This is a genomic window from Nocardia sp. NPDC006044, assembly GCF_042871115.1.
Taxonomy (GTDB): domain Bacteria; phylum Actinomycetota; class Actinomycetes; order Mycobacteriales; family Mycobacteriaceae; genus Nocardia.
In genome coordinates this window covers 1,322,456-1,347,027 of the sequence record NZ_JBIAID010000003.1, presented here as the reverse complement: position 1 = coordinate 1,347,027, position 24,572 = coordinate 1,322,456, and the positions used below count along the sequence as shown (strand labels likewise).

The window sequence follows — 24,572 nt, the reverse complement described above, 5'->3', positions numbered from 1 at the left end:
TACCTCAGAGCGAGCACTTCACGGCCGGGCTGGCGATGTTCAGCCCGCACTTGACGATGCCGGTGACCAGGTCGATCACCTTGTTGGTGACGGCGCCGCCGAGATTCTCGGCCTTCTTTCCCTTGTCGTCCGCCTTCGGCGCACTCGGCGTGCTCGGGGCGTCGTCGGTGCCGAGGCCGTCGAACGGGAAGTCGACCTGGGTCACGATCGGCGCGGCCACCGCCGTCGGGGCGGCTACCGCGACCGCGCCGAGGGCGACGGCGAAGGTTCCGAGCAGGGCGACGATCACGGTGCGTACACGCTGGTGCGCGGGCATTTCGCATCACATCCTCGAGTCGGACGAATCTGGCCCGTCCATTGACGCACAGATTGTCCCGAATCAAGTGGATTGTCAGGTCCTCACAGTGGCGGTCACCGCCGCGGTCAGCCGGATCAGGTCGGCGGGCGCCAGGTCGATCTCCAGCCCGCGCCGCCCGGCGCTGCACAGCACGCGGTCCCAGTTCAGCGCCGAATCGTCCACCACGGTCGGCAGCAGTTTGCGCTGACCGAGCGGGGAGATGCCGCCGAGCACGTAGCCGGTGGTCCGTTCGGCCTTCGCCTTGTCCGCCATGCTCGCCTTCGGCACGCCGAGCGCGGCCGCCGCGGCCTTGAGCGACAACGTATTCGGCACCGGCAGCACCGCGACGGCCAGCGATCCGTTCGACAGCTCGAGCACCAGCGTCTTGAAGATCTGCGCCGCGGTCAGCCCCAGCTCGGCGGCCAGCGCGTCCACCGCCTCGGCGCCGTAGGAATCGGCGCGCGGATCGTGGGTGTAGGCGTGCACCCGATGGGCCACACCGGCCTGGGTGAGCGTCCGGATCGCCGGTGTCGAGGCTCCTGCCATGCCGACGACCTTAACGACGACACCCACTCGGCCCGCAACGGAATTTGCCCGGCTGGCGTTTCGCCGCGGGAACAGAGGACGTGTCCCGCATGTTGGAAGCGAATACACAGCGCACGGACGGGACGCGATTCCCGGCCGTAGCCACTGATCAGCCCAGTAAATGACGTGAAGGAGATGTCGGTGCCAGTGCTGCTCGACGAACGTCCGATCTGGACGAAGGCGTCACCGACGGATGCCGGATTCTCTTTCGATGTGCCAGTACCGGTAGATTTGGCAGGTACGGCGATCGAAGGGACAGGTGTGACGAGCGACGATCACGTGGTGACCGACGGAGTCGGTGCCGCGGTCGACGAAACCGAGCTGGCCCAGCGGTTCGAGCGCGACGCGCTCCCGCTGCTCGACCAGCTCTACGGTGCGGCGCTGCGGATGACCAGGAACCCGGCCGACGCCGAGGACCTGGTGCAAGAGACCTACGTCAAGGCGTTTCAGGGATTCAAGTCCTTCAAGGAGGGCACCAACCTGCGGGCCTGGCTCTACCGGATCCTGACCAACACCTACATCAACTCCTATCGCAAGAAGCAGCGCCAGCCCGCGCAGTACCCGACCGACGAGATCACCGACTGGCAGCTCGCGGCAACCGCCGAGCACACCTCGCAGGGTCTGCGTTCGGCCGAGGTCGAGGCACTGGATGCACTTCCCGACGACGACATCAAGGCCGCGTTGCAGGAGCTTCCGGAGGAATTCCGGATGGCCGTGTATTACGCCGATGTCGAAGGATTTCCATATAAGGAAATCGCCGACATCATGGGCACCCCCATCGGTACCGTGATGTCCCGGCTGCACCGTGGTCGCAAGCAGCTCAAGGGTTTGCTCGCCGATGTGGCGCGCGAACGTGGATTCAATCGGTCGGGGGAACGCCAGGAGGTCAAGCAGTGAATGCGGAGCGGGACCCCGATATGGACCTCGACTGCACGGCCGTACTCACCGATATCTGGCTGATGCTCGATGGTGAGTGCAATGACGAGACCCGTGCTCGGTTGCAGCACCACATGGATCATTGCTCGCCGTGCATCGAGGCCTACGGCATCGAGGAGAAGATCAAGGGTCTGCTGAGCCGCAAGTGCGGCGGCGACCGCGCGCCGGACGCGCTGCGCGAGCGACTGACCTTCGAGATTCGCCGGACGGTGACCGTGGTGGAGACCAAGGTCGACTCCGCCGACTCCTAGGCCACCTCGCAAACAACTGAGCGGCACGCCTTCCCTGCGGAAGTGCGTGCCGCTCTGCGTTTTTCAGCCGAGCTTTCGCTCAGGAGTTCGGCCGCTTGCCGTGGTTGGCCGCGTTGCCCTTGCGACTACGCTTCTTACGTCCGCGCTTGCCCATGAGTAGTCTCCCTTCTGATTGAAGGCCATTCTTTCACGTGTGGTTGGCTATACCTTCAGCGGATGCGGACCGGCCGGCCCGACCGCTCGGACTCGCCGACTGAGCTGCGGCGTACCAACCGAACGAATGGGGTGTCAGATGGCTGAGGAAGTGCTCGCCGAGCTGGTTTCGGTCGTCTTCCAGGTCGTGGTGAAAGAGGGCGACACGGTCAAGGAGGGTGACACCCTGGTGATCCTCGAGTCGATGAAGATGGAGATCCCGGTGCTCGCCGAGGTCGGCGGCACCGTGACCTCGATCGGCGTCAAAGCGGGCGACGCCATCAAGGCCGGCCATCTCATCGCGGTCATCTCCTAGAAGCGAATAGCGGTAGATCTTCATGGCGACGCTGAGCGAGCTATTAGCCGAACACACCGACCTACCCGGCGTCGCCGTGGACCATCTGCAGCGCGTGGTGGGTGATTGGCAACTGCTGGCCGATCTGTCCTTCGCCGACCTGCAGCTCTGGGTCGGCGCCGGTCCGATCGCCGCGGGGGCGGACATCGTGTGTGTCGCGCAATGCCGTCCGACCACGGCCTCCACCGTGCATCACGAGGACCTGGTCGGCACCCTTGCCTTGCAGGCCGACCATCCGCAGGTGTTCGAGGCGTTGATGTCCGGCAAGATCGTGCGCGCCGATCGCGACGTGGAAACCGCCGGCGTCTATCACCCGACCCCGGTGCACGCGGTGCGCGAGGCCATCCCGGTGCGCTGTGGCGACGACGTGATCGCGGTGCTGAGCCGAGACACCGACGTGCAGCGCTCCCGGGTGCGCAGCACCCTCGAAATCGCTTATGTCGCCTGCGCCGACGATCTGTGCCAGATGATCGCCGACGGCACCTTCCCGACCACCGAGGACCGCGCGGCCACGCACTCCAGCCCGCGCGCCGGTGACGGGTTCATCCGCCTCGACACCCAGGGCATCGTCGTCTACGCCAGCCCGAACGCGCTGTCCGCCTATCACCGGATGGGCTTGCAGGCCGATCTCGCCGGCCAGGATCTCGCGGTGCTGACCCGCTCGCTGATCACCGATCCGTTCGACGCGCAGGAGGTGGTCGGCGACATCCAGGCCGCGCTGGCCGGGCGCACCGGGCGGCGGATGGAGGTGGAGGCGCGCGGCGCGACCGTGCTGCTGCGCACCCTGGTGCTGCGCCCGCACGGTGAATTGGCCGGTGCCGCAGTGCTTGTGCGCGATGTCACCGAGGTCAAACGCCGGGACCGGGCGCTGCTCAGTAAGGACGCCACCATCCGGGAGATCCACCACCGGGTGAAGAACAACCTGCAGACCGTCGCCGCGCTGCTGCGGTTGCAGGCGCGCCGCACCGAGAACGAGGAGGCGCAGGTCGCGCTCACCGAGTCGGTGCGCCGGGTCACCTCGATTGCCTCGGTGCACGAGATGCTGTCGATGTCGGTGGACGAAGAGGTCGACCTGGACGAGGTGGTGGACCGGCTGCTGCCGATCATGGCCGACGTGGCCACCGTGCACACCGCGCGGATCAAGGTCCGCCGGGCCGGTTCGCTCGGCGTCTTCTCCGCCGAACGCGCGACGCCGCTGGTGATGGTGCTCACCGAACTGGTGCAGAACGCGATCGAGCACGCCTTCGATTCCGGCGAGAACGGCACGGTGACAATCCGTTCCGAGCGTTCGGCGCGCTGGCTCGACGTGATCATCAGCGATGACGGCCGCGGCCTGCCCACCGGTTTCAGCCTGGAATCCTCCGACCGCCTCGGCCTGCAAATCGTGCGGACCCTGGTGACCGCCGAACTCGGCGGTTCGATCGGGCTGCATCCGGGCGCCGACATCGGTACCGATGCGGTACTGCGAGTTCCGTTGGGCCGGCGCTCGGGTCGTTGAGTAAGTCGTTTCGTTATATGCGTTGAGGCACAAGAGAGCCCGGCACCTCGGGGGTGCCGGGCTTAAATGCGATTACCGGACCGGGGGCTGAATGGTCCGGTAAATCCGATCGTCTGCTAGACGACGGTGCGGGTGCGCGTGCGTGCGTTGCGACGCTTGAGCGCCCGGCGCTCGTCTTCACTCATACCGCCCCACACGCCGGCATCCTGTCCGGACTTCAGGGCCCAGGACAGGCAGTCAGCGGTAACGGGGCAGCGAGCGCAGACCAGCTTGGCATCGGCAATCTGCGCGAGCGCAGGACCACTGTTACCCACCGGGAAAAACAGTTCGGGGTCCTCGTCGCGACAGATGGCCTTGTGGCGCCAGTCCATTCCTCTGCTCCTTTGCTGGGCGCCGCAAATGGCGCCGACGGTTTGTGGATCGTTCACTTGTGCGACTCGAATGTTTCCGCACGGTTGCTTGTGAATGCTTTCACGAACACCGTAGATGTCAATAGGTATCTGGTGCACCGTGGGGAAGCTCACGCTCTATCGGCCCCCGTCAGGGGAACCTGCCCGGTCCTTTGTACTCGCTCTACCCAGTTTTCGCAGCACTACCACGATGTTTTTCGTGCGTTTCGTGCATCACTCTGGTCGCGGCGCCACGACATCCAGGACGGCGGGCACGGCCGTGAAATCCACCACGTTGCGCTTCCCGATAAAGTCGCCATCGATTTGCAGACCGATGGGTTCCTTCGTCTCGACGCGCACGGAAGGAACGTTGTCTTCGCGAAACAAATTGCGAGACTTGGGGTTTCCTTCGACTGCCAAGAGCTGCCTGGCAAGCAGCAGTGTAGGCAGTACCGCCATGGAACGCACGGCAAACACGCCGAGTCCGTCCTCGAACCTGGTGCCGGGGTTGGTGTGCACCGGGGTGCTGTCCAGGTAGGTCCAGGGGGTCGTGTTCGTTACGAAGGCGTAATGCACGCCGTCGATGGTTTCGTGCCCGGGGACCTCGATCCGGACGCTCGGCTCCTTGCGCTTGGCCCGGAAGAACTGCCGCACGGTCGTGCGCAGGTAGCGGGCCGGGGTCGCGGTCTTGCCGCGGGCGCGGCTCTCGTCGATCGCCTCGCAGACGTCCGCGTCCAGGCCGACGCCGGCGCTGAAGGTGAACCACCGGTCGTCGGCGAGGCCGAGGCCGATCCGGCGGTCCCGGTCCAGGGTCAGCAGGTCGATGAGCTGGTTCGTAGCGGTGACCGGATCCGGGGAGATACCGAGCGCCCGCGCGAAGACGTTCGCCGAGCCGCCGGGGATCACGCCGAGCCGGGGCAGCCAGGCCTGTCCGTCGTTGAGTTCGGGCAGCGGCAGGAAGCCGTTGATGGTCTCGTTGACCGTCCCGTCGCCGCCGTGCACGACGATCAGATCCATCTCGTTGGTGGCCGCCCACTGGGCCAGTTCGGCGGCGTGGCCGCGGTGCTGGGTGTGCGCGACGGTCAGCTGGGTGCGGCTCTCCAACGCGTGCGCCAGCAGGTCCCGAGTCGCCGGAGTGGTCGAGGTGGCATTCGGATTCACGATCAGCAGCGTCCGCACGTCCCGCAGCCTAATCGCCGCCGGTGCCGGTCCGAAAAGCCGCTGAACCGCAACGGTCGCGGCGACGTCGACTACGGCGGGTCGTAGGCTTGGCGGGTGGCTGAGAGCAAGGGTGACGTTTCCGGTGGCGTGCCGAGGACGGTGCGCGGCGCAGGCGGGCTGGTGACGCTGGAGGGCGCGGTCGCGGTGATCGTCGCGCTGGTTCTGATCGTGCGCGGGTTGCTCGGCCACGATCAGTCCAAGACCAGCGGATACGGCACGGCCGCGTGGTTCGGCATCCTCGGCGGGGCGGTGCTGGCCGCGGGCATCGGCCTGCTGCTGGGCAAGCGCTGGGGGCGCGCGATCGCGGTGATCGCGCAGTTGCTGCTGTTGCCGGTCACCTGGTCGTTGCTCACCGATTCGCATCAGCCGGTGTTCGGCACGCTGCTCGGGGCGGTGGTCATCGCGACGCTGGTGCTGCTGTTCGCCCCGGCGTCGACGCGCTGGATGGCCGCGGATTACGCGATCGAGCCGGAGAAATCTTGATCAACGGGACTTGATCGGCTGTCCGGCCCCGTTGACGGCCGACCGGCGAGTGCGGTGCGGCACAGCGAGTCGGCGCGCCTGGTGGTTTCCGGGAGCCGGTAGTTCGGCGTGAGCGCGAGGACCTGGGCGCACGCGGTGTCCAAGTCGATGCGGTGGCCGATCGAGACGAAGACGGGCTTCACCCCGGTTCTGGTGCGCAGGGCCGCGCCGACGACCTCGCCGTCGATGGTGATGTCGGTGCGGGCGCCGCGTTCGGGAGCCGGTTCGAGGTAGTCGCCCCAGCCGGATTTGGCGACGCCGATCGTCGGCAGGCCGGTGAGCACGCCCAGATGGCAGGCGAAGCCGAAGCGCCGGGGATGGGCCAAACCCTGTGCGTCGCAGACCAGTAGGCCGGGTGCGGCGGCGAGTTGCGCCAATACCCGCATGGTCGTGGGTAATTCGCGGAACGCGAGCAGGCCGGGGGAGTAGGGGAACTCCGTAGTGCCGTGTGCGACAGCGGAATCGACGGTTTTCAAGGTGGTCGCGTTCAGCACCACGACGGCCGCGGCGACCGCGCCGGTCTCGGAGTAGGCGCAGTCGATGCCCGCGACGGTGTCGAATCCCGATGTTGTCCCGATGGTTTCGACCTTCGGTCGTAATTCGTCCTGGACCGCCATGGCCGCTTCGGGCGTGGTCGGCCAGGCGTGCTCATCGATCGGGGCGAGCCAGGTCATCGTCGGTGAGTCACTGCGCTTCCTTGGCCAGCTTGCCGAGCGGTTCGCCGGTGAGGCGGTAGCCGACCCACTCGTCCTGCGCTGCGGCGCCCAGGGATTCGTAGAAATCGATGGAGGGTTTGTTCCAGGTCAGCACCGCCCAGTCGAGCCGGCTGTAGCCGTTGTCCACGGCCTCCTTGGCCAGCGTGGCGAGCAACGCCTTGCCGTAGCCCTTGCCACGCGTTTCCGGCTTGACGTAGAGGTCCTCCAGGTAGATGCCGTGCACGCCGTTCCAGGTGGAGAAGTTCAGGAACCAGATCGCGCAGCCGACCAGGTCGCCGTCCTCCTCGACCACGTGCGCGAAGACCTTCGGCTCGGGACCGAACAGCGCGGTGTCCAATTGCGCTGTGGTGACCGTGCATTCGTCGCTGGCCCGCTCGTAGGCGGCGAGGTCGTGCACGAGGCCGACCAGTCCGGGCACGTCGGCGGGGACGGCGCGGCGTAGTTGTGCAGTCACAGTGTCACTCCATTGGCGGTCGGAACCAGGTTGTGCGCCAGGATGGTTCGCACGTCGTGTTCGAAGCCGAGCACGGACAGCGCGCCGGTCGACATGGCGAACCGGCGGCCCTCCCGCAGCTCGAATTCGGCCCAGCGGGCGATCAATGCCCGGGAGAAGTGTCCGTGCCCGACGAGCACTATATCCCGCTCGGGCAGCAGCGGGGCCACCGCGTCGAGCACCCGATCGGCCCTGGCCCGCACCGCGTCCGCGGACTCGCCGCCCGGTACGGCGCCGGTCCAGATGGTCCAGTCCGGCGCGGTCTCGCGGATCTGCGGGGTGGTCAGGCCCTCGTAGTCGCCGTAGTCCCATTCGGCCAGGTCGTCGTCGACGGTGACGTCGGTGAGCCCGGCCAGTTCCGCGGTCTGCGCCGCGCGCCGGCGCGGACTGACGAACACCAGCGGATCACGCAGCTTCAGCGCGGTCAGCAGCGGACCCGCGGCCCTGGCCTGATCCTCCCCGTGCGCGGTGAGCGGCAGGTCGGTGCGACCGGTGTGGCGGCGCTGCGTCGACCAGCTGGTCTCGCCGTGGCGTAGCAGCACTAGTCGGGCGTCATCGAGTACGGACATGGATCCATCATGGTTCACCCGTGCCGGACCGGACCGCCCGGCCGGTCTTACCCCCGGTCGGCGCGGCTGGTCCAGGGTCAACCGAGGGCGTAGAGCTCGGTGCCGCGCTGTTCGAGCACGGTGGTGCCGAGCACCGCGAGGGAGATGGGCGCGCCGGTGTAGCCGGGGCGCTCGACCGGGATGCGGCCGACCTCGGCGCCGGTGGCAGGATCGAGGGCGGCGATCGCGCCCGCGGTCGGCATGAGCAGCCTGCCCGCCATCATGGCGGGCGCGCCGAGCGCGCCCGCGGCGGTCCAGATCGGGTCGAAGGTGCTGCCGTTCAACGCGATCACGCTGTTGCCGGTGAAAACCAGGTAGGCCGAACCGATTCGGGTGGTCGTCGTCTTGTCGCTGAGCGGTGCCGAAAGCTGGTGCACCACAATCGGATTGCCGGTCGCGTCGAAGACGGCCAGGCGCGGCGCCGCGGCCTCCACGCCGGCCGTGGCGGGTGCGCCGGGCAGGTAGAGCACGATCCGGTTGTCCGACACCGCGAGAACCCGCGCGTCAGGAGAGTCCGATCCGGCGCCGGTCAGCACGTGCGAGCCGAATTCCTCGGGCACCGTGTTGTCCTTGGGCGCGGGGTTCAGCATGGTCAACCGGTCGGCGGCGTCCTCGGGGCATCGTTCCAGCACGCCGAGCCGGGACGGGCTGGAACCCGCGGACAGCAGCGTGCAGCCTTTGCGCGGTTGGGTTTTCACGTTCACCGGCGCGTCGACGAACCCGTACTCGATGGTGCGCACCAGATCCGAGCGCCACATCTCCAGTCGCTTCGGGCCTTGCGCCAGCACGTAGGTGCCGTCGACGGACAGCCGCACGGACTCGTCCATGTAGCTGCTGCGCGCGGTGCGCCGGGCGCCGTTCTCGCCGGCCAGCAGCGTGGCCTGGCTGCAACCGCGTTCGTCGCGGTACACCGCGACCACGGTGCTGAACTGGCCTTCGATCCCGCAGAGCGGCATGTCGCGCCGGTAATGCCAGAGGCCCTGGCCGGTGCGCGGATCGTGGCCGGTGACCGTGCCCTCGTCACCGGTGACCGCGACGCCCGCGGAGGTCAGGGCCCGGCCACTGGCCGAGTCCGGCGCGTGCCACAGCTCGCGCAGCGTGGTCGGCAGCTGGTCGGCGGCGACGGGGGTCGGCACGGGCGAGCTGGCGGTCACCGACTCGGTGCCGTGCGCATCGCCACGTACCCACACCACCACCGCCGCGATCACCACGAGTACGGCGATCGCGGCAGCGGAGATGACGTCGGCGCGCGTTCGCCGCTCGGGTGCGAGCACGGTTGCGAGAGTAGCGGATCCGGTGGGTCAGACCGAAGCCGTGGCGGGCTCTACCGCGCTACCACTGTCTTCGTTCGCGTTGTCACCGGCGGGCTTACGCCGCCGGCGCCGTCGGCGCGCGGGCTGATCACCCGACTCCGCGGCACCGTTCTCGGTGTCGTTCGCGGCCTCGGTGGTGGCCTCGGCGCCGTTGTCCGTACCGTTCTCGCCGTCGCCCGCGGGCTTGCGCCGACGGCGGCGGCGACGGGCCGGCTGCTCGCCGTTCTCGTCGGCCGGCGCGTCCTCGGCCGGGTGCGTGCCGCTCGCCGAATTCTCGGCGCCCTCGCTCGCGTTGCCGTTGGTCTCGTCGATCGGCTGACCGCGCACGGTCCGCTTGCGGTTGCGCTTGCGCGGGGCGCGCGCCGGGCGCTCCACCACGACCGCGTCCTCGTCGCGCTCCGGCTTGGCCTTGCGGACCGTGCCGGTGACGCCCTCGGGGATACCGAGTTCGGCGAACAGGTGCGGCGAGCGCGAGTAGGTCTCCACCGGCTCGGCGATGCCGAGGCCGAGCGCCTTGTCGATGGCGGCCCAGCGGCCCAGCTCGTCCCAGTCGATCAGGGTCACCGCGATACCGGTGCGTCCGGCCCGGCCGGTGCGGCCGATCCGGTGGACGTAGGTCTTCTCGTCCTCGGGGCACTGGTAGTTGATCACGTGGGTGATGTCGTCGATGTCGATGCCACGCGCCGCGACGTCGGTCGCGACCAGCACGTCGATGCCGCCCTTGCGGAACTTGTTGAGCGCCTTCTCCCTGGCGATCTGCCCGAGGTCACCGTGCACGGCACCGACCGAGAAGCCGCGCTCGGCCAGGTCGTCGGCCACCTTCTGCGCGGTGCGCTTGGTCCGGGTGAAGATCATCGTCGCGCCGCGGCCCTCGGCCTGCAGGATCTTGGCGACCAGCTCGGCCTTGTCCAGCGCGTGCGCCCGGTAGACGAACTGCGCGGTGCGATCGTGCACGGCCGTCTCGTGCGCTTCCTCGGCCCGGATGTGCGTCGGGCGGCTCAGGAACGTGCGGGCCAGGGTGATGATCGGGCCCGGCATGGTCGCCGAGAACAGCATGGTCTGGCGCTTGTCCGGAACCATGGTCAGGATGCGCTCGATGTCCGGCAGGAAGCCGAGGTCGAGCATCTCGTCGGCCTCGTCCAGCACCAGCACGCCGACCTTGCCGAGGATCAGGTGGTTCTGGTTCGCGAGGTCCAGCAGCCGGCCCGGGGTGCCGACGACCACGTCGACGCCGGTGCGCAGCGCGGCGATCTGCGACTCGTAGGGGCGGCCACCGTAGATCGAGGCGACCTTCAGCGGGCCCTGGTGGTTGGTCAGGTACTTGCTCGCGTTCTCCAGGTCGGAGGTCACCTGGATGCACAGCTCGCGGGTCGGCACGATGACCAGGGCCCGCGGGGTGCCGTCCAGCGGCGTGGTGCCGGTGTCGGCGGTGGCGATGCGGTGCAGCAGCGGCACGCCGAAACCGAAGGTCTTACCCATGCCGGTGCGGGCCTGTCCGATGAGATCTTCACCGGCGAGCGCCAACGGCAGGGTGAGTTCCTGAATGGCGAAAGTACGTTCGATGCCGATCTCGTCGAGCGCGCGGACGATTTCGTCGCGTACGCCCAATTCGGCAAATGTGGGTGCGGTATGTGTTGCGTCCAGTTCGGCGGTCAACAGCGTCTCCGCCACCCCGGGTTCCTGTTCGACAGTGATCTTGCTCAGGTTCGTGCCTTCCTCGTAATCGCGTCCCGCGCGCACGAGGTGGGGCGGACCGGCCGGCCCGCGACGACCACGTCTCCGCCTGTGATACTCACCCGGCCACGCTCGAGATGTCTTCGGGTGCTGCGACTGGGCGGCTACCTCGGGAGACATCGGCGCGGCGCACTGGTGATGCGGAGCTGGTGCGCGCACATTTTCCTGGACGACGAAACCTCTGCCCGTTATGCCGATCGGCCGGTACCGCGGGGCGGTGCACGCACAGATCCGGCAACTCGAGCGAGTGAATCTTTTCGTTGTCCGGTGCGATTGTAGCGTGATATTGTGCGCGGCTCGAATTGCCGTCGGCGCATATTCGGAAATCGAACTCCGCCCTCGTGCCGCCGTTCCCCGACGTACGCTGCGCGACATGGCAATTCATCCCGCGCGGCAAATCTGGACGACTCTCGAACCACTACACGACGTGGTCTATTTCGGGGCCGGTGTCAAGGAGGCAGGAGTCGCGATCGGACTGCGCGGTTACTGGCAAACTTACTTCGCATTTCGGGCCGCGCCGCTCGGCGCGGTGACCCCCGCCACAGTGGAGGCGGTCTTCGCCGGATTTCATCCGGAAATGGTGCGCAAGGCGCTGCCCGGGGCCTGGTCGCGGGCCACGCCGGAGCAGTGTCTCGAGGTCCGGCTGGACCTATCCACGGCACTACTACGCGGGTTCGGGGCCGGTGAGGCGGAATGCGCCCGCGCGGTCTCGTTGCTCGCGCCGGTGCTGGAACAGGCGGATCCGACCGGTAGGCCGCTGTTCGCGGCGAACGCGGCGCTGCCGCTGGCCGCGGACCCGGTGGGCGCCCTGTGGCAGCTGACCACCGCGTTGCGCGAGCATCGCGGTGACGGGCACGTGGCGGCCCTGGTGGCGCACGGCCTGACCGGGCGGCAGGCGATGGTCATGCAGGCGGCGGCGGGCAAGGCGTCGGAATCGGTGCTGCGCGCGGCGCGCGGGGTCGCCGAACGCGAGTGGGCGGACGCGTTCGACGAACTGCGGGCCAGGGGAGTGGTCGAGGGGGAGCCGGTCAGCCCGGCCTTGACCGGCAGCGGCGCCGAGTTGCTCGGCCGGGTCGAGGCGAGCACGGACGACGCGGCCTGGAACGGCGCGCTGGCGGTGCTGTCCGCCGACTCCGTCACCGAGCTGCGTACTTCGCTCGCGCCGCTGGCCGACCGGGTACACGCCGCTATCGTGCCGCGGGCGAATCCGCTCGCGATGGGCAAGCGCTAGCCGCGAAATCGGACTTGCCTGTTACCGCCGGTACCGAGATGTGAGACATTCTCGGGGTGAATATCGCGGACACCGTCACGACCGCCGCCCGCAACGCGTGGGCGTTGACCTTCGGTCCGGGCGTCGAGGCACCTGACCCCACCCCGTCGACGGTGCTGTGGGACGAACCGCACCGGCAGCTGCGTCGCTTCGAGCAGCGCGCCGGTGTCACCGCAACGGCCTCGGCCGCAACGGATTCCGCGGTGCTGCTGGTGCCGCCGCTGGCCGCGCCCGCCAGTTGCTTCGATCTGCGACCCGATCAGAGCCTGGCCGGCTTCCTGCTGGAGACCGGTCGTTCGCCGTACGTGGTCGACTACGGCGAGATCGCCTTCGGCGACCGGCGGATGGGTTTCGAGGACTGGATCGACGAGATCCTGCCCGAGGCGGTGCTGCGCACCTCGGCCGACCGGGACGGCAAGCCGGTCGATCTGGTCGGCTGGTCGATCGGCGGCACGCTCGCCCTGCTCACCGCGGCCGCGCATGCCGAGCTGCCGATCCGCTCCATCACCGCGGTCGGCGCCCCGCTGGACTACGACAAGATGACCGGCATCCCGCAGCTGCGCTCGGTCGCCAAGCTGACCGGCGGGATCGGCACCTCGACCCTCATCCGTGCCGCGGGCGGCGTGCCCGCGCCGCTGACCAGATTCGCGTACCGGGTCACCTCCTGGGATCGCGAGCTGACCCGTCCGTGGTTCGTCGCGAGCAATATCGCGCGCACCGAGACGCTGGCCCGGATGGAAACCATCGACCGCTTCATGGCCGAGATGCCCGGCTACCCCGGCCGCTTCTACAACCAGCTGTGGGGCCGGCTGATCCTGAACAACGACATCGGCCGTGGCGTCGTGCACCTCGGCCGGCGGCGCGTCGAGCTGGCTCAGGTGAGCGCGCCCGTGCTGCTGGTCGGCGGTCCCACCGACGTGATCACCGCGGCCGCCGCCGTCGAGGCGGGCACCCGGACGCTCACCGGTGCCGCCTCGGTCCGCTACGAAACCGCCCCCGGCAGCCACCTCGGCATCCTCACCGGGCCGGACGCCCGGGATACGACATGGTCGTATCTGGACAAGTTCCTCGCGGAGCACGCCTGAATTCCGGACAACTTCCGCTCCTCGGCGGCGCGCCGGTTTTCGAGTACTAGGCTGGGGCCATGGGAGCACAGTCACCTGCCGCGCTGGGTGTTTCGTCGACCGATTCCGTCTCCGCCGACCATCCCGGCGTCATAGATCTGTTCGCGGTGCTCGCCTACGGTGAGATCTCCGCGTTCTACCGGCTGGCCGAGGAAGCCAAGCTGTCGCCCTCGCTGCGCGGCAAGGTTGCGGTGGCCAAGATGGCCTCGGCCGAGATGGGCCACTTCAACGCGCTGGAGGCGGCGCTGGCCGAGCGCGGCGTGGACATCTTCGACGCGATGGCCCCGTTCGTGCGCGCGCTGGACGCCTACCACGCGTCCACCGACCCCTCGACCTGGCTCGAGTCGATGGTGAAGTTCTACGTCGGCGACGGCATCGCCGCGGACTTCTACAACGAGATCGCCGGCGCGCTGCCGCCCGAGGTCGCCGAGGTGGTCCGCGACGTGCTCGCCGAGACCAGCCACTCCGAGTTCGTCGTCGAGGAGGTGCGGCGCGCGGTCGCGACCAGCCGCTCCGAACGCGATCGGCTCACCCTGTGGGGCCGGCGCCTGCTCGGCGAGGCCATCACCCAGGCCCAGTACGTCATGGCGCAGCGCGACGAGCTGACCGAGCTGGTGCTCGGCGCCGCGGGCGACCTCAACGGCATCGCCGCGCTGTTCGAGCGCATGCAGGCCAGCCACGCCGAGCGGATGGCGAAGCTCGGAATCTGAGACTCACTCGTTGACGGCCGTCGGCCGGACCAGTCGCAGGCCGTGGGTCTGCGCCGGGGCCTGGTCGGTGAGCCACACGATGATGCTCTGATCGCGATCGGCCTCGAGCGTCTCGAACGGAACCCGCACCGAGCCGTGCAGCGGATGGTCGATGTGCAGCATCCCGGATACGCGCGCCCCGACATGGTGCGGTTTCCAGCGGGCCGCGAAATCCGGGTGGCGGCGCAGCGCCTCGATCGTTTCCAGCAGTGAGCTGTCGCCCGGCCAGCGCAGCTTGGCGCGCGACAGCGCGGCGGTGAACATGTCCGCCGCCTCGGACCAGTTCCGCAGCGCCTCGCGCGCCGCCGGATCGTGGAACGTGTACCAGGCCAGGTTCGGCTGGCCCTCGGTGTCGAGCAGGCCGAGCGGTGCGACGAAGTCCGCCCAGGCCGCGTTCCAGCCGAGGACGTTGAGCCGGCGGCCGACCACGAAGGCGGGGGTGGGCTGCAACGCGCGCAGGATCGACTCGATCGTGTCGGCGATCTTCTCCTCGGCGGATTCGCTGCCGGGGCACTGTGATTCGTTGCCGGAGGCCAGCGCCAGCATGCTGAAATGGTGGCGCTCGTTGCCGCGCAGCAGCAGCGCGTCGGCCAGGGCGTCGATCACCGCCACCGAGGGATTGTTGTCCCGGCCCTGTTCGAGCCGGGCCAGATAGTCCGCGCTCACCCCCGCGCGGACGGCGACCTCTTCGCGGCGTAATCCTGGGGTCCGGCGCCGCCTGCCTTCGGGCATGCCGACGTCACCGGGGCGCAATTCAGCGCGCCTTGCGATGAGGAATTCCGCGAAACCGTTCCGAGCCATGGGATCCATCGTGCCGTGTCCTAGGAGGCTTAGCCTCGCCCTGTCAGGTCCAGGATAACGGCGGTCTGGTTAACGGACCGTGGTCCGGCAAAGGTGGACGACATGACAACTTCCTCTGAGTCCACCACGACCGCCCAGACGCTCAAGCCCGGCGCCTGGACCCTGGACACCGCGCATTCGTCGGTGGCCTTCACCATTCGCCACCTCGGCATCTCCAAGGTGCGTGGCGGATTCACCAAGTTCGAGACCGAATTCGTGGTCGACGAGTCCGGCGCCGCCACCCTCGGCGCGACCATCCACCTCGAGTCGTTCGACACCGGCAACCCCGACCGGGACGCGCACATCCGCACCGCCGACTTCCTCGACGCCGCGAACCGTCCGACGCTGACCTTCCGCGCCACCGAGCCGGTGCAGATCGCGGAGAGCTTCGAGGTCGAGGGCGAGGCCACGATCGGCGGCATCACCAAGCCGGTCACGCTGGACGTCGAGTGGGGTGGCGTGCAGGAGTTCGGCGCGACCGGCGACCGGCACGCGGGATTCTCCGCCACCGGCACGATCAAGCGCACCGACTTCGGCGTCGGCGGCCCGCTGCCCGGCATGCTGAGCGACAAGGTCAACATCGAACTGGAAATCCAGCTCGTCGAGCCCAAGTAAGACCCACCACGGCCCGCGGCCCCGCACAACGGTGTGCGGGGCGCCGTCATGTCTGCCTGTTCGCTGAGGGCGCAGGCGGGCGTCTGACTGGACGGTGTTGCGCTGCACTAGCCTGGGATCGACAGCACAGGACTCTTACGTTCGGAGGTTGGCCGTGGAGGTCAAGATCGGTATTTCGGATAGCCCGCGCGAGCTTTTGATCAACAGCTCGCAGACCCCGGAAGAGGTCGAGGCGCTGGTGTCCGGTGCGCTGAACGGCAGCGGCGGCGTCGTGTCCTTGACCGACGACAAGGGTCGCAAGTTCCTGATCCAGGCCTCGAAGGTCGCCTACGTCGAGATCGGCACCGTGACCAGCGGCCGGGTCGGCTTCGCCACCGTGTGATTTTCGGCCACGGCCGACAGCAACGAGCCCCTGCAACCGTGGGATGCAGGGGCTCGCTCTTGTTCGAACTCAGTCGATCGGGTGCAGCGGCACGCGGGACAGACCGCCCCAGGCGAGGGAGACGGTCGTATCGATCGCCTCTTCCTTCGGGATGGGCCGGTCGGCCTCCAGCCAGTAGCGCGCGGTGAATTGGCTCGCGCCGACCAGGCCGACCGCGAGGATCCGGGCCCGGTACGGGTCCAGGCCGGAGTCATGGGCCACCACGTCGAAGACCGCGTCCACACAGGCCTCGGTGGCCTGCTCGACCCGGCGCTGCACCTGCGGTTCGCTGGTCAGGTCGGATTCGAAGACGAGCCGGAAGCCCTGCATCTCGTTGTCCACGAAATCGAAGTACGCCTGCACGGCCGCGCGCACGCGCTGCCGGTTGTCGGTGGTCGACCGCAGCGCCTGCCGCACGCTGGACACCAGCATGTCCACGTAGTTCTGCAGCACCGCCAGATACAGCTCCAGCTTGCTGGTGAAGTGCTGGTACAGCACCGGCTTGCTCACGCCGGCGCACTGCGAGATCTCGTCCATGCCGGCCGCGTGATAACCGCGCTGCACGAAGACTTCGCTGGCTGCCGCGAGTAGCTGCAGACGACGCTCGTCACGCGGTAGCCGGGTGCCGCGTTTGGCGGGCTCGGACGACGATCTACGGGACGCCATCCGGTCCACGAGGTCAGTCATTTCGGCTCTCCCAGTTGATTCCCCGGCAAGGGGTAAGCACCGGGTATCCCAAGAACGATACTCGGTTGCCCGCTGCCCGCAGACCGGCCCCGGGGAACTGGTGGAACGCGGTGAGAAATGTCGCACCCGACGCCGGATGTGGCGTGCCCGACGGGGCCGCCCCGGCCCTGTGAGAACCTGGTGTTCGTGACTTTCCGCGCCGACCGACCCGGGCAGCGGCATGCCGATCCGCCGGTTACGTCCGGCGGTGGGCGCGATTCGCGCCGCCGTGCTGGCCCCGGCGCGCCCGGTTCCGTAGGGTCGGAACCCGTGGCAAGGTCAGGCCAGGAAGCAAAGCCGGATTCGACCGCGCCGCGACGTGATCGCAACGGCGTGGAGATCTACGATCCGCTCGGCCTCTACGGGCCGGGGGACCGTTCGCATCAACCATTGCGCGCCAGCTGGGATCCCACCGCCGCGACCGAGGGCCGAACCCGGGACCGTCCGGAGCGCAGCGCCAAAAAACAAAGCGCCCTAGGACGATTCGTCTCCACCTATGGTTGGCGCGCCTACGCCCTGCCGGTGCTCTTCGCGGTCACCGTGCTGGTGATCGTCGACGCGGTTCGCGGCTCCGATCCGGCGACCACGGTGGGCGGTGTGCCCGGCCTCGGGCATCTGAGTCCGCGCGCGGCGAACAACGGCATCATCGGCGGACCGACCGGCGACGGCCACTTTCCCACCGACCTGCCGTCCGGCGCACTCCCGCAGGGCGGCAGCTTCGCCGAAACGGGTACGGGCAGTTGGCATGTGGTGCCCGGCACGACCGCGCAGGTGGGCGCGGGCACCGACTCGGTGTTCAAGTACACCGTGGAGGTCGAAGACGGCGTGGACACCTCGGCGCTCGGCGGCGACGAGTCGGTGGCGAAGCTGATCGAGTCCACCCTCGCCAACCCGAAGAGCTGGACGCACGACCAGAAGTTCGGTTTCCGCCGAGTCGACCAGGGCGACACCGACTTCCGGGTGTCGCTCACCTCGCGCGAATCCAGCCGCAAGGCCTGCGGTTTCGAGATCCCCATCGACTCTTCCTGTTACAACGCCGATCTCGGCCGGGTGGTGCTCTCCGAGGTCCGCTGGGTGCGCGGCGCGATCGCGTTCGAGGGCGACATCGGCTCCTACCGGCAGTACCAGATCAATCACGAGGTCGGGCACGCCATCGGCTACCACCAGCACCAGCCGTGCGAGACCGACGGCGGCCTGGCCCCGGTGATGATGCAGCAGACCTTCGGCACCAAGAACAACGACATCGCCACGCTCGAGCCGGACGGCGTGGTCCCGATGGACGGCAAGCGCTGCCGGTTCAACCCCTGGCCGTACCCCCGCGGTTGACGTGACATCGGGTGCGCGACGATAGGCTGCGGCGTGCGTGTCAGGCCCGGAGGAGGCAGCTTGCGTCACCACGTAGGGCCCACGAACGCCGCTTATCGAACTCGGGAAGAACGGTCTGGTCTCGGGTGTTGCACAACGAGATCGACCCATTCGATGCGAGGAGTCCTGGACGTGTCATCAACTGAGTCCCTGCCGCCGCTGGTCGAGCCGGCCGCGGAGCTGACCAAGGACGAGGTCGCCCGCTACAGCCGCCACCTGATCATTCCCGACCTGGGCGTGGACGGGCAGAAGCGATTGAAGAACGCCAAGGTCCTGGTGATCGGCGCGGGCGGGCTCGGCTCTCCGGCGCTGCTGTACCTGGCCGCCGCGGGCGTCGGCACGCTCGGCATCGTCGAGTTCGACGAGGTGGACGCCTCCAACCTGCAGCGCCAGATCATCCACGGCGAGTCCGATATCGGCCGCCCGAAGGCCGACAGCGCGCGCGACTCCATCCTGGAGATCAACTCCGGCATCGATGTGCGGCTGCACAAGCTCCGGCTGGAGCCGGACAACGCGGTCGAGCTGTTCGCCGAGTACGACCTGATCGTCGACGGCACCGACAACTTCGCCACCCGCTACCTGGTCAACGACGCCGCGGTGCTGGCGCACAAGCCGTACGTGTGGGGCTCGATCTACCGCTTCGAGGGCCAGGTCTCGGTCTTCTGGGAAGACGCGCCGAACGGGCGCGGCCTCAACTACCGCGACCTCTACCCGGAGGCCCCGCCGCCGGGCATGGTGCCCTCCTGCGCCGAGGGCGGCGTGCTCGGCGTGCTCTGCGCGTCCATCGGTTCGGTGATGGTGACCGAGGCGATCAAGCTGATCACCGGCATCGGTGAGCCGCTGCTCGGCCGCCTGATGGTCTACGACGCACTGGACATGAACTACCGCACGATCAAGCTGCGCCGCGACCCGGAGCGTCAGCCGATCACCGAGCTGATCGACTACGAGGCGTTCTGCGGGGTGGTGTCCGAGGAGGGGCAGGCCGCCGCGGCCGACTCGACCGTCACCGCGCGCGAGCTGAAGGATCTGCTGGACGCGGGCAAGGAGATCGAGCTGATCGACGTGCGCGAGCCGGTGGAGTGGGACATCGTGCACATCGAGGGCGCGAAACTCATCCCGAAGGATCGCATCCTGTCCGGCGAGGCGCTGTCCGAGCTGCCGCAGAATCGCCCGATCGTGCTGCACTGCAAGACCGGTGTGCGCTCGGCGGAGGCCTTGGCCGCGCTCAAGCGGGCGGGTTTCTCCGACGCCACCCATCTTCAGGGCGGTGTCATCGCCTGGGCCCGCCAAATCGATCCCACCCTCCCGGTCTACTGATCGACCCGGGGCGCCCCGCACCTGTCGGGCCAACCGAAGCTCACTCGGTCCGCGTGGACTGAAGGTCGCCTCCGCTGTGCGGGGGCGCTCTTCGGTCCGTGGTGGGCGGGGGTTGCGGTTCGGCGCGGCGTGCTGTACTGCGGCGTTGTCGGCGGTACGGTACGGCCGTGACTTCTGTGGAACCTCCCGAGCACGTGCGTGCCACGTTCGGTCTGCGTGAGGTTTCGCCGGTTACCTTGGGCGACTGGGAAGGTGGCTGGCGGTTCGGGGACGTGGTGCTCAGTCCGGTCGCCGATCACGCGCGGGCGGCGTGGTCGGCCAAGGTGCGCGAGACGTTGAAGGTGGACGGGTTGCGGCTGGCCCGGCCGGTGCGCGCGACCGACGGCCGCTATGTGGTCTCCGGCTGGCGGGCCGACACCTATCTGGAAGGGATCCCGGAACCTCGCCACGACGAGGTGGTTTCGGTGTCGCTGCGCCTGCATCAGGCGACGACCCACCTCGAGCGGCCCCGATTCCTGGTGCAGCCGCCGGTGGCGCCGTGGGTCGACGTGGACGTGTTCGTCGCCGCCGACCGCGCCGCCTGGGAGGCGGTGCCGCTGCGCAGCCTGCGCGCGGGCGGCACGCTGCCCTCGGCGGATTCACCCGACGGACAGCGCAGCATGGAACTCATCGGCCAGCTGGCCACCCTGCGCAAGCCGGTGCGGACGCCCGCCCAGCTGGTGCACGGCGACCTCTTCGGCACGGTGCTGTTCGCCGGGACGTTCACCCCCGGTCTCACCGACATCACGCCGTACTGGCGGCCCGCGCCGTGGGCGGCCGGGGTGATCGTGGTGGACGCGCTGGCCTGGGGCGGCGCCGATGACGGACTGCTGGAACGGTGGCGGGATCTGCCGGAGTGGCCGCAGATGTTGTTGCGCGCGGTCATGTTCCGGCTCGCGGTGCATGCGCTGCATCCGCGCTCGACGCCGGAGGCGTTCCCCGGTCTGGCACGCACCGCGGACATGGTCCGCCTCATGCTCTAGCCCGCACCACGGATCGGCCGCCGAAAGTCCTGTGGATCAGCGACTTCCGACGGCCGACGGGCGATATATGTTGTGCCGGTTACACCTTGGCGTAGGCCAGCGACGGCACCCGCTGCACGGCGAACGAGGACCGCAGGTAGAACCACCAGGTCACCCCGCCCATCAGCAGGAACGCCACCGCGTAACCCCAAAAGGCCGGTGCCATCGTGTGATAGTGCGTGTTGGACAGCCGCAGCGCCTGCTGCAGCACCCAGCCGCCCGAGGCGCCCACCGCGCCGATCACGCCGATCGCCGCGCCGGCTTGCCGCCGTGCCGAGGCGGTCGACTCGCTGAGGTCCAGGCCGTGCTCGGCGGCGTACTTCTTGGAGATCGCGCTGAAGATGGTCGGGATCATCCGGTAGGTCGAGCCGTTGCCGATGCCGGTCATCACGAACAGCACCAGGAACGAGATCAGGTACAGCGGAAAGTTTTTCAGCTCCAGCGCGGCCATGATCAGGCACACCGAGAGGGCCATGCCGCCGAACACGCACAGGGTGATCTTCGCCCCGCCGATCTTGTCCGACACCCACCCGCCGAACGGACGGCTGAACGAGCCGACGAACGCGCCGAGGAAGGCGAGGTTACCGATGGTGCTGATCCAGCCGATGCTCGCCAGGCTGGGGAAATTGGCCTTGATCAGCGTCGGGAAGGCGAAGGAGAACCCGATGAACGAGCCGAACGTGCCGACGTACAGCAGCGCCATCACCCAGGTGTGCTGATTGGTCAGCGCCAGCCGGTAGGACTTGCCGTCGGACTTGGCCGTCGCGATGCTGTCCATGTAGCGCAGCGCGCCGAACAGCGCCAGCAGGATGAACGGCACCCACACCAGGACCGAGAGCGTGATGCCGAACCGGTAGCCGGCCGCGTCCTTGGCCGTGAGATGGGTGCCGAGCGTGATCAGCAGCGGCAGCACCAATTGGGTCTGTGCCACACCGAGATTGCCGCCGGCCGCGTTGATGCCGAGCGCCGCGCCCTTCTTGCCCTCGGGGAAGAAGAAGTTGATGTTCGACATCGACGAGGAGAAGTTGCCGCCGCCGACCCCGGCCAGCGCGGCCAGGATCATGAACACCCACATGGGCGTGCCCGGCTGGTTGATGAAGTACACCAGCCCGAGCGTCGGGATCAGCAGCATTGCCGCGCTGAACGCGGTGAACGCCCGCCCGCCGAACTTCGGGATGGCGAAGGTGTACGGAATGCGCAGGGCCGCACCGACCAGGGTCGGGGTCGACGACAGCAGCAGCGCGTTGCTCACCGCGGTCGGGTCGCCCTTGCCGAGGCCGGCCAGGAAGCCGAAACCCGCGGCGCCCATGCTGGTGACCACGGTGCCCCAGATGACCCAGATGCTGAAGCCGAGGTTCTCGGCGAACACCGAGAAGATCAGGTTCTTCTTGGCGGTCCGTGCGCCGCCGGATTCCCAGAACTTCTGGTTGTCCGGCTCCCACTGCTCGAGCCAGCGTCCCCGGGCCTGGTACTGGAAGGCCGGGGTGTCCGATGGAGCGTCAGTCGCGGTGTCCGACTCGGTGCCGGTTGCGGCTGCGATGGCAGTCATCGGCGTCCTCTCGTTCGCACTCGACCGGCCCTCATTGCGGCACTGGCGCCGCCGGCGGAGTCGAGTTGCCTAGCTACGGTCGTTTCACAACGTAGGGGCCGGTTGTTGCGGCACCGTGGCTTCGCGTGACGTTCGAGGCAATTCCGACTCACATACGCGACGGACGCCTGGTGAGAGTCGCTCACCCGGCGTCCGTGCCGGGCGAACGATCAGCGCACGTCCGGGTATTCGGCGATCAGGGTGTTGAGGAAGCAGCGGGCCGCCTCGGCGGCGCGCTGGGGATCGCCATCGATCACGGCGTGCACCAGCTCGGCGTGTTCCTCGGGGAAGGAATCGTCGGATTTCAGCGTCCTGGCCCGGATCACCTGCTCGATGATCGGCAGCAGCGAGTCGTAGAACTCGAGGTAGACGGCGTTGTGGCTGGCCACCACGATGGCGCGGTGCAACTCGACGTCGGACTCGATCGCGGTCGGGTTGTCGTCGTTGTAGGCCTTGTCCCGCTCGCTGAGCAGCTGGAGTAGGTTCGCGATATCGCCGTCGTCGCGGCGCCGCGCGGCCAGCGCGGCGGCCGTGGTGTCGAGCGCGAGGCGTAGTTCGAGGACATCGCGTTCTTCGGCGTCGGCGAAGTACTTGCCGAGCGTGCCGCCGAGATCGGAGGAGGCGATCACATAGGTTCCCGAACCTTGACGTCGCTCCAGCATCCCCGCGTGCACGAGCGCCTGGACGGCCTCGCGCACGGTGTTTCGACCGGTTCCGGTGAGCTCGGTCAGCTCCGGTTCGGTGGGGATGCGGGAGCCGATGGGCCAACGGCTGGAACGGATTTCGGCACGCAGCTGCTCGGTGACCTGGGCTATGAGGCTGGTGCGCCGGACTGGTTGCACTTGCATAGAGTACCGCTCATCACAAATCGTTGCCTCCTATCATCCGGTCATCCTATGATTTCTCGGTGACTGCAACCCTCCAGAAAACCTCGACCGAGCAGGAATCACCGCAGGTCGAGCGGCGTCGGCGCGCGCTGACGGAGGGTCGTCTGCTCGTTCTCGCCGCCATCGTTATGTCCGCGCTCACCCTCCGCGTCGCGGTCACCGCGTTCAGCCCGCTGGCCGAACGGATCGGCGACGACGTGGGCTACGGCACCGCGGTCGTCGGCGTCTTCGGCATGATCCCGACCGCGATGTTCGCGGTGTCCGGCCTGCTCACCCCGGTGCTCGTGCGCCGCCTCGGCCTCGAGCGCACCGCGCTGGTCGCCATGCTGATGGCCGGTCTCGGTCAGCTCGTCCGGGTGCTGCTGTCCGGCACCGGCGAACTCCTCGTCTTCTCCGCCCTGGCCCTGGCCGGCATGGGCATCGGCAACGTGGTGATCCCGCCGCTGGTGAAGCGCTACTTCGCCGATCGGCTCGCGGTTGTCAGCTCGCTCTACATCATGATGGTGCAGCTCGGCACCGTGGTGCCCGCGTTCATCGCGGTGCCGATCGCGGACGCGCACGGCTGGCGGATCTCCCTCGGCCTGTGGTCGGTGCTCGGTTTCGCCGCGGTGCTGCCGTGGCTCGGCGTGCTGCGCGACCGGCGCGGTCGCGACGTCAACGACACCACCGCGCTGCCCACCGACGCGCCGCGGGCCGGCCGGGTCTGGCGTTCGCCCGTGGCCTGGGGCATGGCCGGCATGTTCGGCATGACGTCCTTGATCACCTACGCGATGTTCACCTGGCTGCCGAAGATCCTCAGCGATGCCGGAGCGAGCGCCGGCTTCGGCGGGTCGATGCTGGGTCTGTTCGCGGTGGTCGGCCTGGTCGCGGCGTTGAGTGCGCCTACGGTCGTCACCCGATTCCGTAATCCGTTCCTCGTCGTAGTCGGCTGCGCGGCCTTCTTCGTCGCCTCGTTCGTCGGCCTGCTGGTCGCGCCGATGAGCGCGCCCATCCTCTGGGTCGTGCTGCTCGGCCTCGGCCCCAGCACCTTCCCGATGGCGCTGACCCTGATCAACCTGCGCACCAACACCCCCGGCGGCTCGGCCGCGCTCTCCGGCTTCACCCAGGGCGTCGGCTACGCGGTCGCCTGCGTCGGCCCGCTGCTGTTCGGTGTCCTGCACTCGGCCACCGACGGCTGGCTCGCCCCGTTCATCCTGCTCGGGGTGGCGGTCCTGGTCCTGCTCGCCGGCGCGTGGCAGGCGTGCAAGCCGCGCATGCTCGAAGACACCTGGAACTGACCGACCTCACCGTTCGAGTTGCGCGGCGGTGCGGCGGCGTCCATCATTCCGGTGACGCAGCTCACCGCGTGCGCGCGACACGGCGTCGTGCTCACGTAGGCATTCGCCGACCCGTGAGCAACCGTTGACGCTGCGGTCATCGCGCGCAGCATGGCGGCAATACCTGTTTCCTACCGTGGGGC

Annotated in this window: 28 protein-coding genes; 14 read left to right on the top strand and 14 right to left on the bottom strand. The window is 68.4% G+C overall.

Annotated features, from left to right (window positions below):
- Positions 1 to 4: 4 nt before the first annotated feature.
- Both ACFYO1_RS30800 and ybaK read right to left on the bottom strand, forming a co-directional pair.
- Positions 5 to 316 carry a hypothetical protein gene (locus ACFYO1_RS30800; RefSeq protein ID WP_387238307.1) on the bottom strand — a complete coding sequence of 104 codons (312 nt, stop codon included), beginning with the start codon at positions 314 to 316 and terminating at the stop codon, positions 5 to 7.
- 75 nt (positions 317 to 391) lie between these two features.
- Positions 392 to 883, bottom strand: a complete 492-nt coding sequence (gene ybaK, locus ACFYO1_RS30795; RefSeq protein WP_387238304.1) for a Cys-tRNA(Pro) deacylase — start codon at positions 881 to 883, stop codon at positions 392 to 394.
- A 300-nt stretch (positions 884 to 1,183) separates the two neighbouring features.
- Between ybaK and ACFYO1_RS30790 the strand changes: the two genes are divergently transcribed.
- Both ACFYO1_RS30790 and rsrA read left to right on the top strand, forming a co-directional pair.
- On the top strand, positions 1,184 to 1,819 hold the full coding sequence (locus ACFYO1_RS30790) for a sigma-70 family RNA polymerase sigma factor (protein WP_150402473.1): 636 nt from the start codon (positions 1,184 to 1,186) through the stop codon (positions 1,817 to 1,819).
- A 20-nt stretch (positions 1,820 to 1,839) separates the two neighbouring features.
- Positions 1,840 to 2,109, top strand: a complete 270-nt coding sequence (gene rsrA / locus ACFYO1_RS30785; protein ID WP_387238712.1) for a mycothiol system anti-sigma-R factor — start codon at positions 1,840 to 1,842, stop codon at positions 2,107 to 2,109.
- 79 nt (positions 2,110 to 2,188) lie between these two features.
- Here the strand turns inward: rsrA and ACFYO1_RS30780 are convergent, their stop codons facing one another.
- The gene (locus ACFYO1_RS30780) at positions 2,189 to 2,263 is read right to left on the bottom strand and encodes a 50S ribosomal protein bL37 (protein ID WP_110293457.1); all 75 of its coding nucleotides are present in this window, start codon (positions 2,261 to 2,263) and stop codon (positions 2,189 to 2,191) included.
- Between the two features lie 138 nt (positions 2,264 to 2,401).
- Between ACFYO1_RS30780 and ACFYO1_RS30775 the strand changes: the two genes are divergently transcribed.
- Together ACFYO1_RS30775 and ACFYO1_RS30770 are read left to right on the top strand one after the other, a co-directional pair.
- Positions 2,402 to 2,617 (top strand): biotin/lipoyl-binding carrier protein, encoded by a 216-nt coding sequence (locus tag ACFYO1_RS30775; RefSeq protein WP_387238299.1) that lies wholly within the window; start codon positions 2,402 to 2,404, stop codon positions 2,615 to 2,617.
- Positions 2,618 to 2,639: 22 nt separating this feature from the next.
- Positions 2,640 to 4,154, top strand: a complete 1,515-nt coding sequence (locus tag ACFYO1_RS30770; protein ID WP_387238296.1) for a sensor histidine kinase — start codon at positions 2,640 to 2,642, stop codon at positions 4,152 to 4,154.
- Between the two features lie 116 nt (positions 4,155 to 4,270).
- Here ACFYO1_RS30770 and ACFYO1_RS30765 read toward each other — a convergent pair whose 3' ends face one another.
- Both ACFYO1_RS30765 and ACFYO1_RS30760 read right to left on the bottom strand, forming a co-directional pair.
- Positions 4,271 to 4,525: a WhiB family transcriptional regulator gene (locus ACFYO1_RS30765; protein WP_011211115.1), complete on the bottom strand. Its 255-nt coding sequence runs from the start codon at positions 4,523 to 4,525 to the stop codon at positions 4,271 to 4,273.
- A gap of 252 nt (positions 4,526 to 4,777) precedes the next feature.
- Entirely contained in the window at positions 4,778 to 5,722 is a 945-nt protein-coding gene (locus ACFYO1_RS30760) for a diacylglycerol/lipid kinase family protein (RefSeq protein ID WP_387238294.1), read from the bottom strand.
- Between the two features lie 96 nt (positions 5,723 to 5,818).
- Here ACFYO1_RS30760 and ACFYO1_RS30755 point away from each other — a divergent pair, with 96 nt between their 5' ends.
- Positions 5,819 to 6,247 (top strand): hypothetical protein, encoded by a 429-nt coding sequence (locus ACFYO1_RS30755; protein ID WP_387238291.1) that lies wholly within the window; start codon positions 5,819 to 5,821, stop codon positions 6,245 to 6,247.
- Here the strand turns inward: ACFYO1_RS30755 and ACFYO1_RS30750 are convergent.
- The 5 genes from ACFYO1_RS30750 to ACFYO1_RS30730 form a co-directional block, all read right to left on the bottom strand.
- Complete coding sequence (locus ACFYO1_RS30750) at positions 6,220 to 6,960, bottom strand: endonuclease V (RefSeq protein ID WP_387238287.1); 741 nt, start codon at positions 6,958 to 6,960, stop codon at positions 6,220 to 6,222. The genes ACFYO1_RS30755 and ACFYO1_RS30750 overlap by 28 nt on opposite strands.
- A 10-nt stretch (positions 6,961 to 6,970) precedes the next feature.
- The gene (locus tag ACFYO1_RS30745; RefSeq protein ID WP_387238284.1) at positions 6,971 to 7,456 is read right to left on the bottom strand and encodes a GNAT family N-acetyltransferase; all 486 of its coding nucleotides are present in this window, start codon (positions 7,454 to 7,456) and stop codon (positions 6,971 to 6,973) included.
- Positions 7,453 to 8,064: an acid phosphatase gene (locus ACFYO1_RS30740; RefSeq protein ID WP_387238281.1), complete on the bottom strand. Its 612-nt coding sequence runs from the start codon at positions 8,062 to 8,064 to the stop codon at positions 7,453 to 7,455. The genes ACFYO1_RS30745 and ACFYO1_RS30740 overlap by 4 nt, the downstream gene beginning before the upstream one ends.
- Before the next feature lie 77 nt (positions 8,065 to 8,141).
- Positions 8,142 to 9,377: a PQQ-binding-like beta-propeller repeat protein gene (locus tag ACFYO1_RS30735; RefSeq protein WP_387238278.1), complete on the bottom strand. Its 1,236-nt coding sequence runs from the start codon at positions 9,375 to 9,377 to the stop codon at positions 8,142 to 8,144.
- Positions 9,378 to 9,404: 27 nt separating this feature from the next.
- Entirely contained in the window at positions 9,405 to 11,087 is a 1,683-nt protein-coding gene (locus ACFYO1_RS30730) for a DEAD/DEAH box helicase (RefSeq protein WP_387238707.1), read from the bottom strand.
- Positions 11,088 to 11,523: 436 nt separating this feature from the next.
- On the opposite strand from ACFYO1_RS30730, the gene ACFYO1_RS30725 reads away from it, so the two are divergent.
- From ACFYO1_RS30725 to ACFYO1_RS30715, 3 genes are read left to right on the top strand one after another with little or no spacing between them, the layout of a single operon-like run.
- Positions 11,524 to 12,381: a hypothetical protein gene (locus ACFYO1_RS30725; protein WP_387238275.1), complete on the top strand. Its 858-nt coding sequence runs from the start codon at positions 11,524 to 11,526 to the stop codon at positions 12,379 to 12,381.
- Between the two features lie 56 nt (positions 12,382 to 12,437).
- On the top strand, positions 12,438 to 13,505 hold the full coding sequence (locus ACFYO1_RS30720) for an alpha/beta fold hydrolase (protein WP_387238272.1): 1,068 nt from the start codon (positions 12,438 to 12,440) through the stop codon (positions 13,503 to 13,505).
- 59 nt (positions 13,506 to 13,564) lie between these two features.
- A complete protein-coding gene (locus tag ACFYO1_RS30715) occupies positions 13,565 to 14,254 on the top strand; it encodes a ferritin-like fold-containing protein (RefSeq protein WP_387238269.1) in 690 nt (229 codons plus the stop codon).
- A gap of 3 nt (positions 14,255 to 14,257) precedes the next feature.
- Here ACFYO1_RS30715 and ACFYO1_RS30710 read toward each other — a convergent pair whose 3' ends face one another.
- A complete protein-coding gene (locus tag ACFYO1_RS30710) occupies positions 14,258 to 15,094 on the bottom strand; it encodes a helix-turn-helix transcriptional regulator (RefSeq protein ID WP_387238266.1) in 837 nt (278 codons plus the stop codon).
- Between the two features lie 102 nt (positions 15,095 to 15,196).
- On the opposite strand from ACFYO1_RS30710, the gene ACFYO1_RS30705 reads away from it, so the two are divergent.
- Both ACFYO1_RS30705 and ACFYO1_RS30700 read left to right on the top strand, forming a co-directional pair.
- On the top strand, positions 15,197 to 15,748 hold the full coding sequence (locus ACFYO1_RS30705; protein ID WP_387238263.1) for a YceI family protein: 552 nt from the start codon (positions 15,197 to 15,199) through the stop codon (positions 15,746 to 15,748).
- Between the two features lie 154 nt (positions 15,749 to 15,902).
- Entirely contained in the window at positions 15,903 to 16,130 is a 228-nt protein-coding gene (locus ACFYO1_RS30700; RefSeq protein WP_040738278.1) for a DUF3107 domain-containing protein, read from the top strand.
- A 69-nt stretch (positions 16,131 to 16,199) separates the two neighbouring features.
- On the opposite strand, the gene ACFYO1_RS30695 is transcribed toward ACFYO1_RS30700, so the two are convergent.
- A complete protein-coding gene (locus ACFYO1_RS30695; RefSeq protein ID WP_150402487.1) occupies positions 16,200 to 16,856 on the bottom strand; it encodes a TetR/AcrR family transcriptional regulator in 657 nt (218 codons plus the stop codon).
- A 372-nt stretch (positions 16,857 to 17,228) separates the two neighbouring features.
- Between ACFYO1_RS30695 and ACFYO1_RS30690 the strand changes: the two genes are divergently transcribed.
- The 3 genes from ACFYO1_RS30690 (at position 17,229) to ACFYO1_RS30680 (ending at position 20,599) form a co-directional block, all read left to right on the top strand.
- Entirely contained in the window at positions 17,229 to 18,221 is a 993-nt protein-coding gene (locus ACFYO1_RS30690) for a DUF3152 domain-containing protein (RefSeq protein WP_387238703.1), read from the top strand.
- A gap of 189 nt (positions 18,222 to 18,410) precedes the next feature.
- Complete coding sequence (gene moeZ / locus ACFYO1_RS30685; RefSeq protein WP_387238700.1) at positions 18,411 to 19,577, top strand: adenylyltransferase/sulfurtransferase MoeZ; 1,167 nt, start codon at positions 18,411 to 18,413, stop codon at positions 19,575 to 19,577.
- 167 nt (positions 19,578 to 19,744) lie between these two features.
- Entirely contained in the window at positions 19,745 to 20,599 is an 855-nt protein-coding gene (locus ACFYO1_RS30680) for a TIGR02569 family protein (RefSeq protein WP_387238259.1), read from the top strand.
- Between the two features lie 79 nt (positions 20,600 to 20,678).
- On the opposite strand, the gene ACFYO1_RS30675 is transcribed toward ACFYO1_RS30680, so the two are convergent.
- Positions 20,679 to 22,187 (bottom strand): MFS transporter, encoded by a 1,509-nt coding sequence (locus ACFYO1_RS30675; RefSeq protein WP_387238256.1) that lies wholly within the window; start codon positions 22,185 to 22,187, stop codon positions 20,679 to 20,681.
- Between the two features lie 209 nt (positions 22,188 to 22,396).
- Positions 22,397 to 23,068, bottom strand: coding sequence for a FadR/GntR family transcriptional regulator (locus ACFYO1_RS30670; protein ID WP_150402492.1), 672 nt, complete (start codon positions 23,066 to 23,068; stop codon positions 22,397 to 22,399).
- Between the two features lie 65 nt (positions 23,069 to 23,133).
- Between ACFYO1_RS30670 and ACFYO1_RS30665 the strand changes: the two genes are divergently transcribed.
- On the top strand, positions 23,134 to 24,390 hold the full coding sequence (locus ACFYO1_RS30665; protein ID WP_387238252.1) for a CynX/NimT family MFS transporter: 1,257 nt from the start codon (positions 23,134 to 23,136) through the stop codon (positions 24,388 to 24,390).
- Positions 24,391 to 24,572 lie beyond the last annotated feature (182 nt).

Coding starts and splice junctions, on each gene's coding strand:
- ACFYO1_RS30705 (WP_387238263.1), top strand. CDS start 15,197: ATGACAACTTCCTCTGAGTCCACCACGACCGCCCAGACGCTCAAGCCC.
- rsrA (WP_387238712.1), top strand. CDS start 1,840: ATGGACCTCGACTGCACGGCCGTACTCACCGATATCTGGCTGATGCTC.
- ACFYO1_RS30695 (WP_150402487.1), bottom strand. CDS start 16,856: ATGACTGACCTCGTGGACCGGATGGCGTCCCGTAGATCGTCGTCCGAG.
- ACFYO1_RS30710 (WP_387238266.1), bottom strand. CDS start 15,094: ATGGCTCGGAACGGTTTCGCGGAATTCCTCATCGCAAGGCGCGCTGAA.
- ACFYO1_RS30770 (WP_387238296.1), top strand. CDS start 2,640: ATGGCGACGCTGAGCGAGCTATTAGCCGAACACACCGACCTACCCGGC.
- ACFYO1_RS30675 (WP_387238256.1), bottom strand. CDS start 22,187: ATGACTGCCATCGCAGCCGCAACCGGCACCGAGTCGGACACCGCGACT.
- ACFYO1_RS30800 (WP_387238307.1), bottom strand. CDS start 316: ATGCCCGCGCACCAGCGTGTACGCACCGTGATCGTCGCCCTGCTCGGA.
- ACFYO1_RS30740 (WP_387238281.1), bottom strand. CDS start 8,064: ATGTCCGTACTCGATGACGCCCGACTAGTGCTGCTACGCCACGGCGAG.
- ACFYO1_RS30725 (WP_387238275.1), top strand. CDS start 11,524: ATGGCAATTCATCCCGCGCGGCAAATCTGGACGACTCTCGAACCACTA.
- ACFYO1_RS30750 (WP_387238287.1), bottom strand. CDS start 6,960: ATGACCTGGCTCGCCCCGATCGATGAGCACGCCTGGCCGACCACGCCC.
- ACFYO1_RS30775 (WP_387238299.1), top strand. CDS start 2,402: ATGGCTGAGGAAGTGCTCGCCGAGCTGGTTTCGGTCGTCTTCCAGGTC.
- ACFYO1_RS30765 (WP_011211115.1), bottom strand. CDS start 4,525: ATGGACTGGCGCCACAAGGCCATCTGTCGCGACGAGGACCCCGAACTG.
- ybaK (WP_387238304.1), bottom strand. CDS start 883: ATGGCAGGAGCCTCGACACCGGCGATCCGGACGCTCACCCAGGCCGGT.
- ACFYO1_RS30715 (WP_387238269.1), top strand. CDS start 13,565: ATGGGAGCACAGTCACCTGCCGCGCTGGGTGTTTCGTCGACCGATTCC.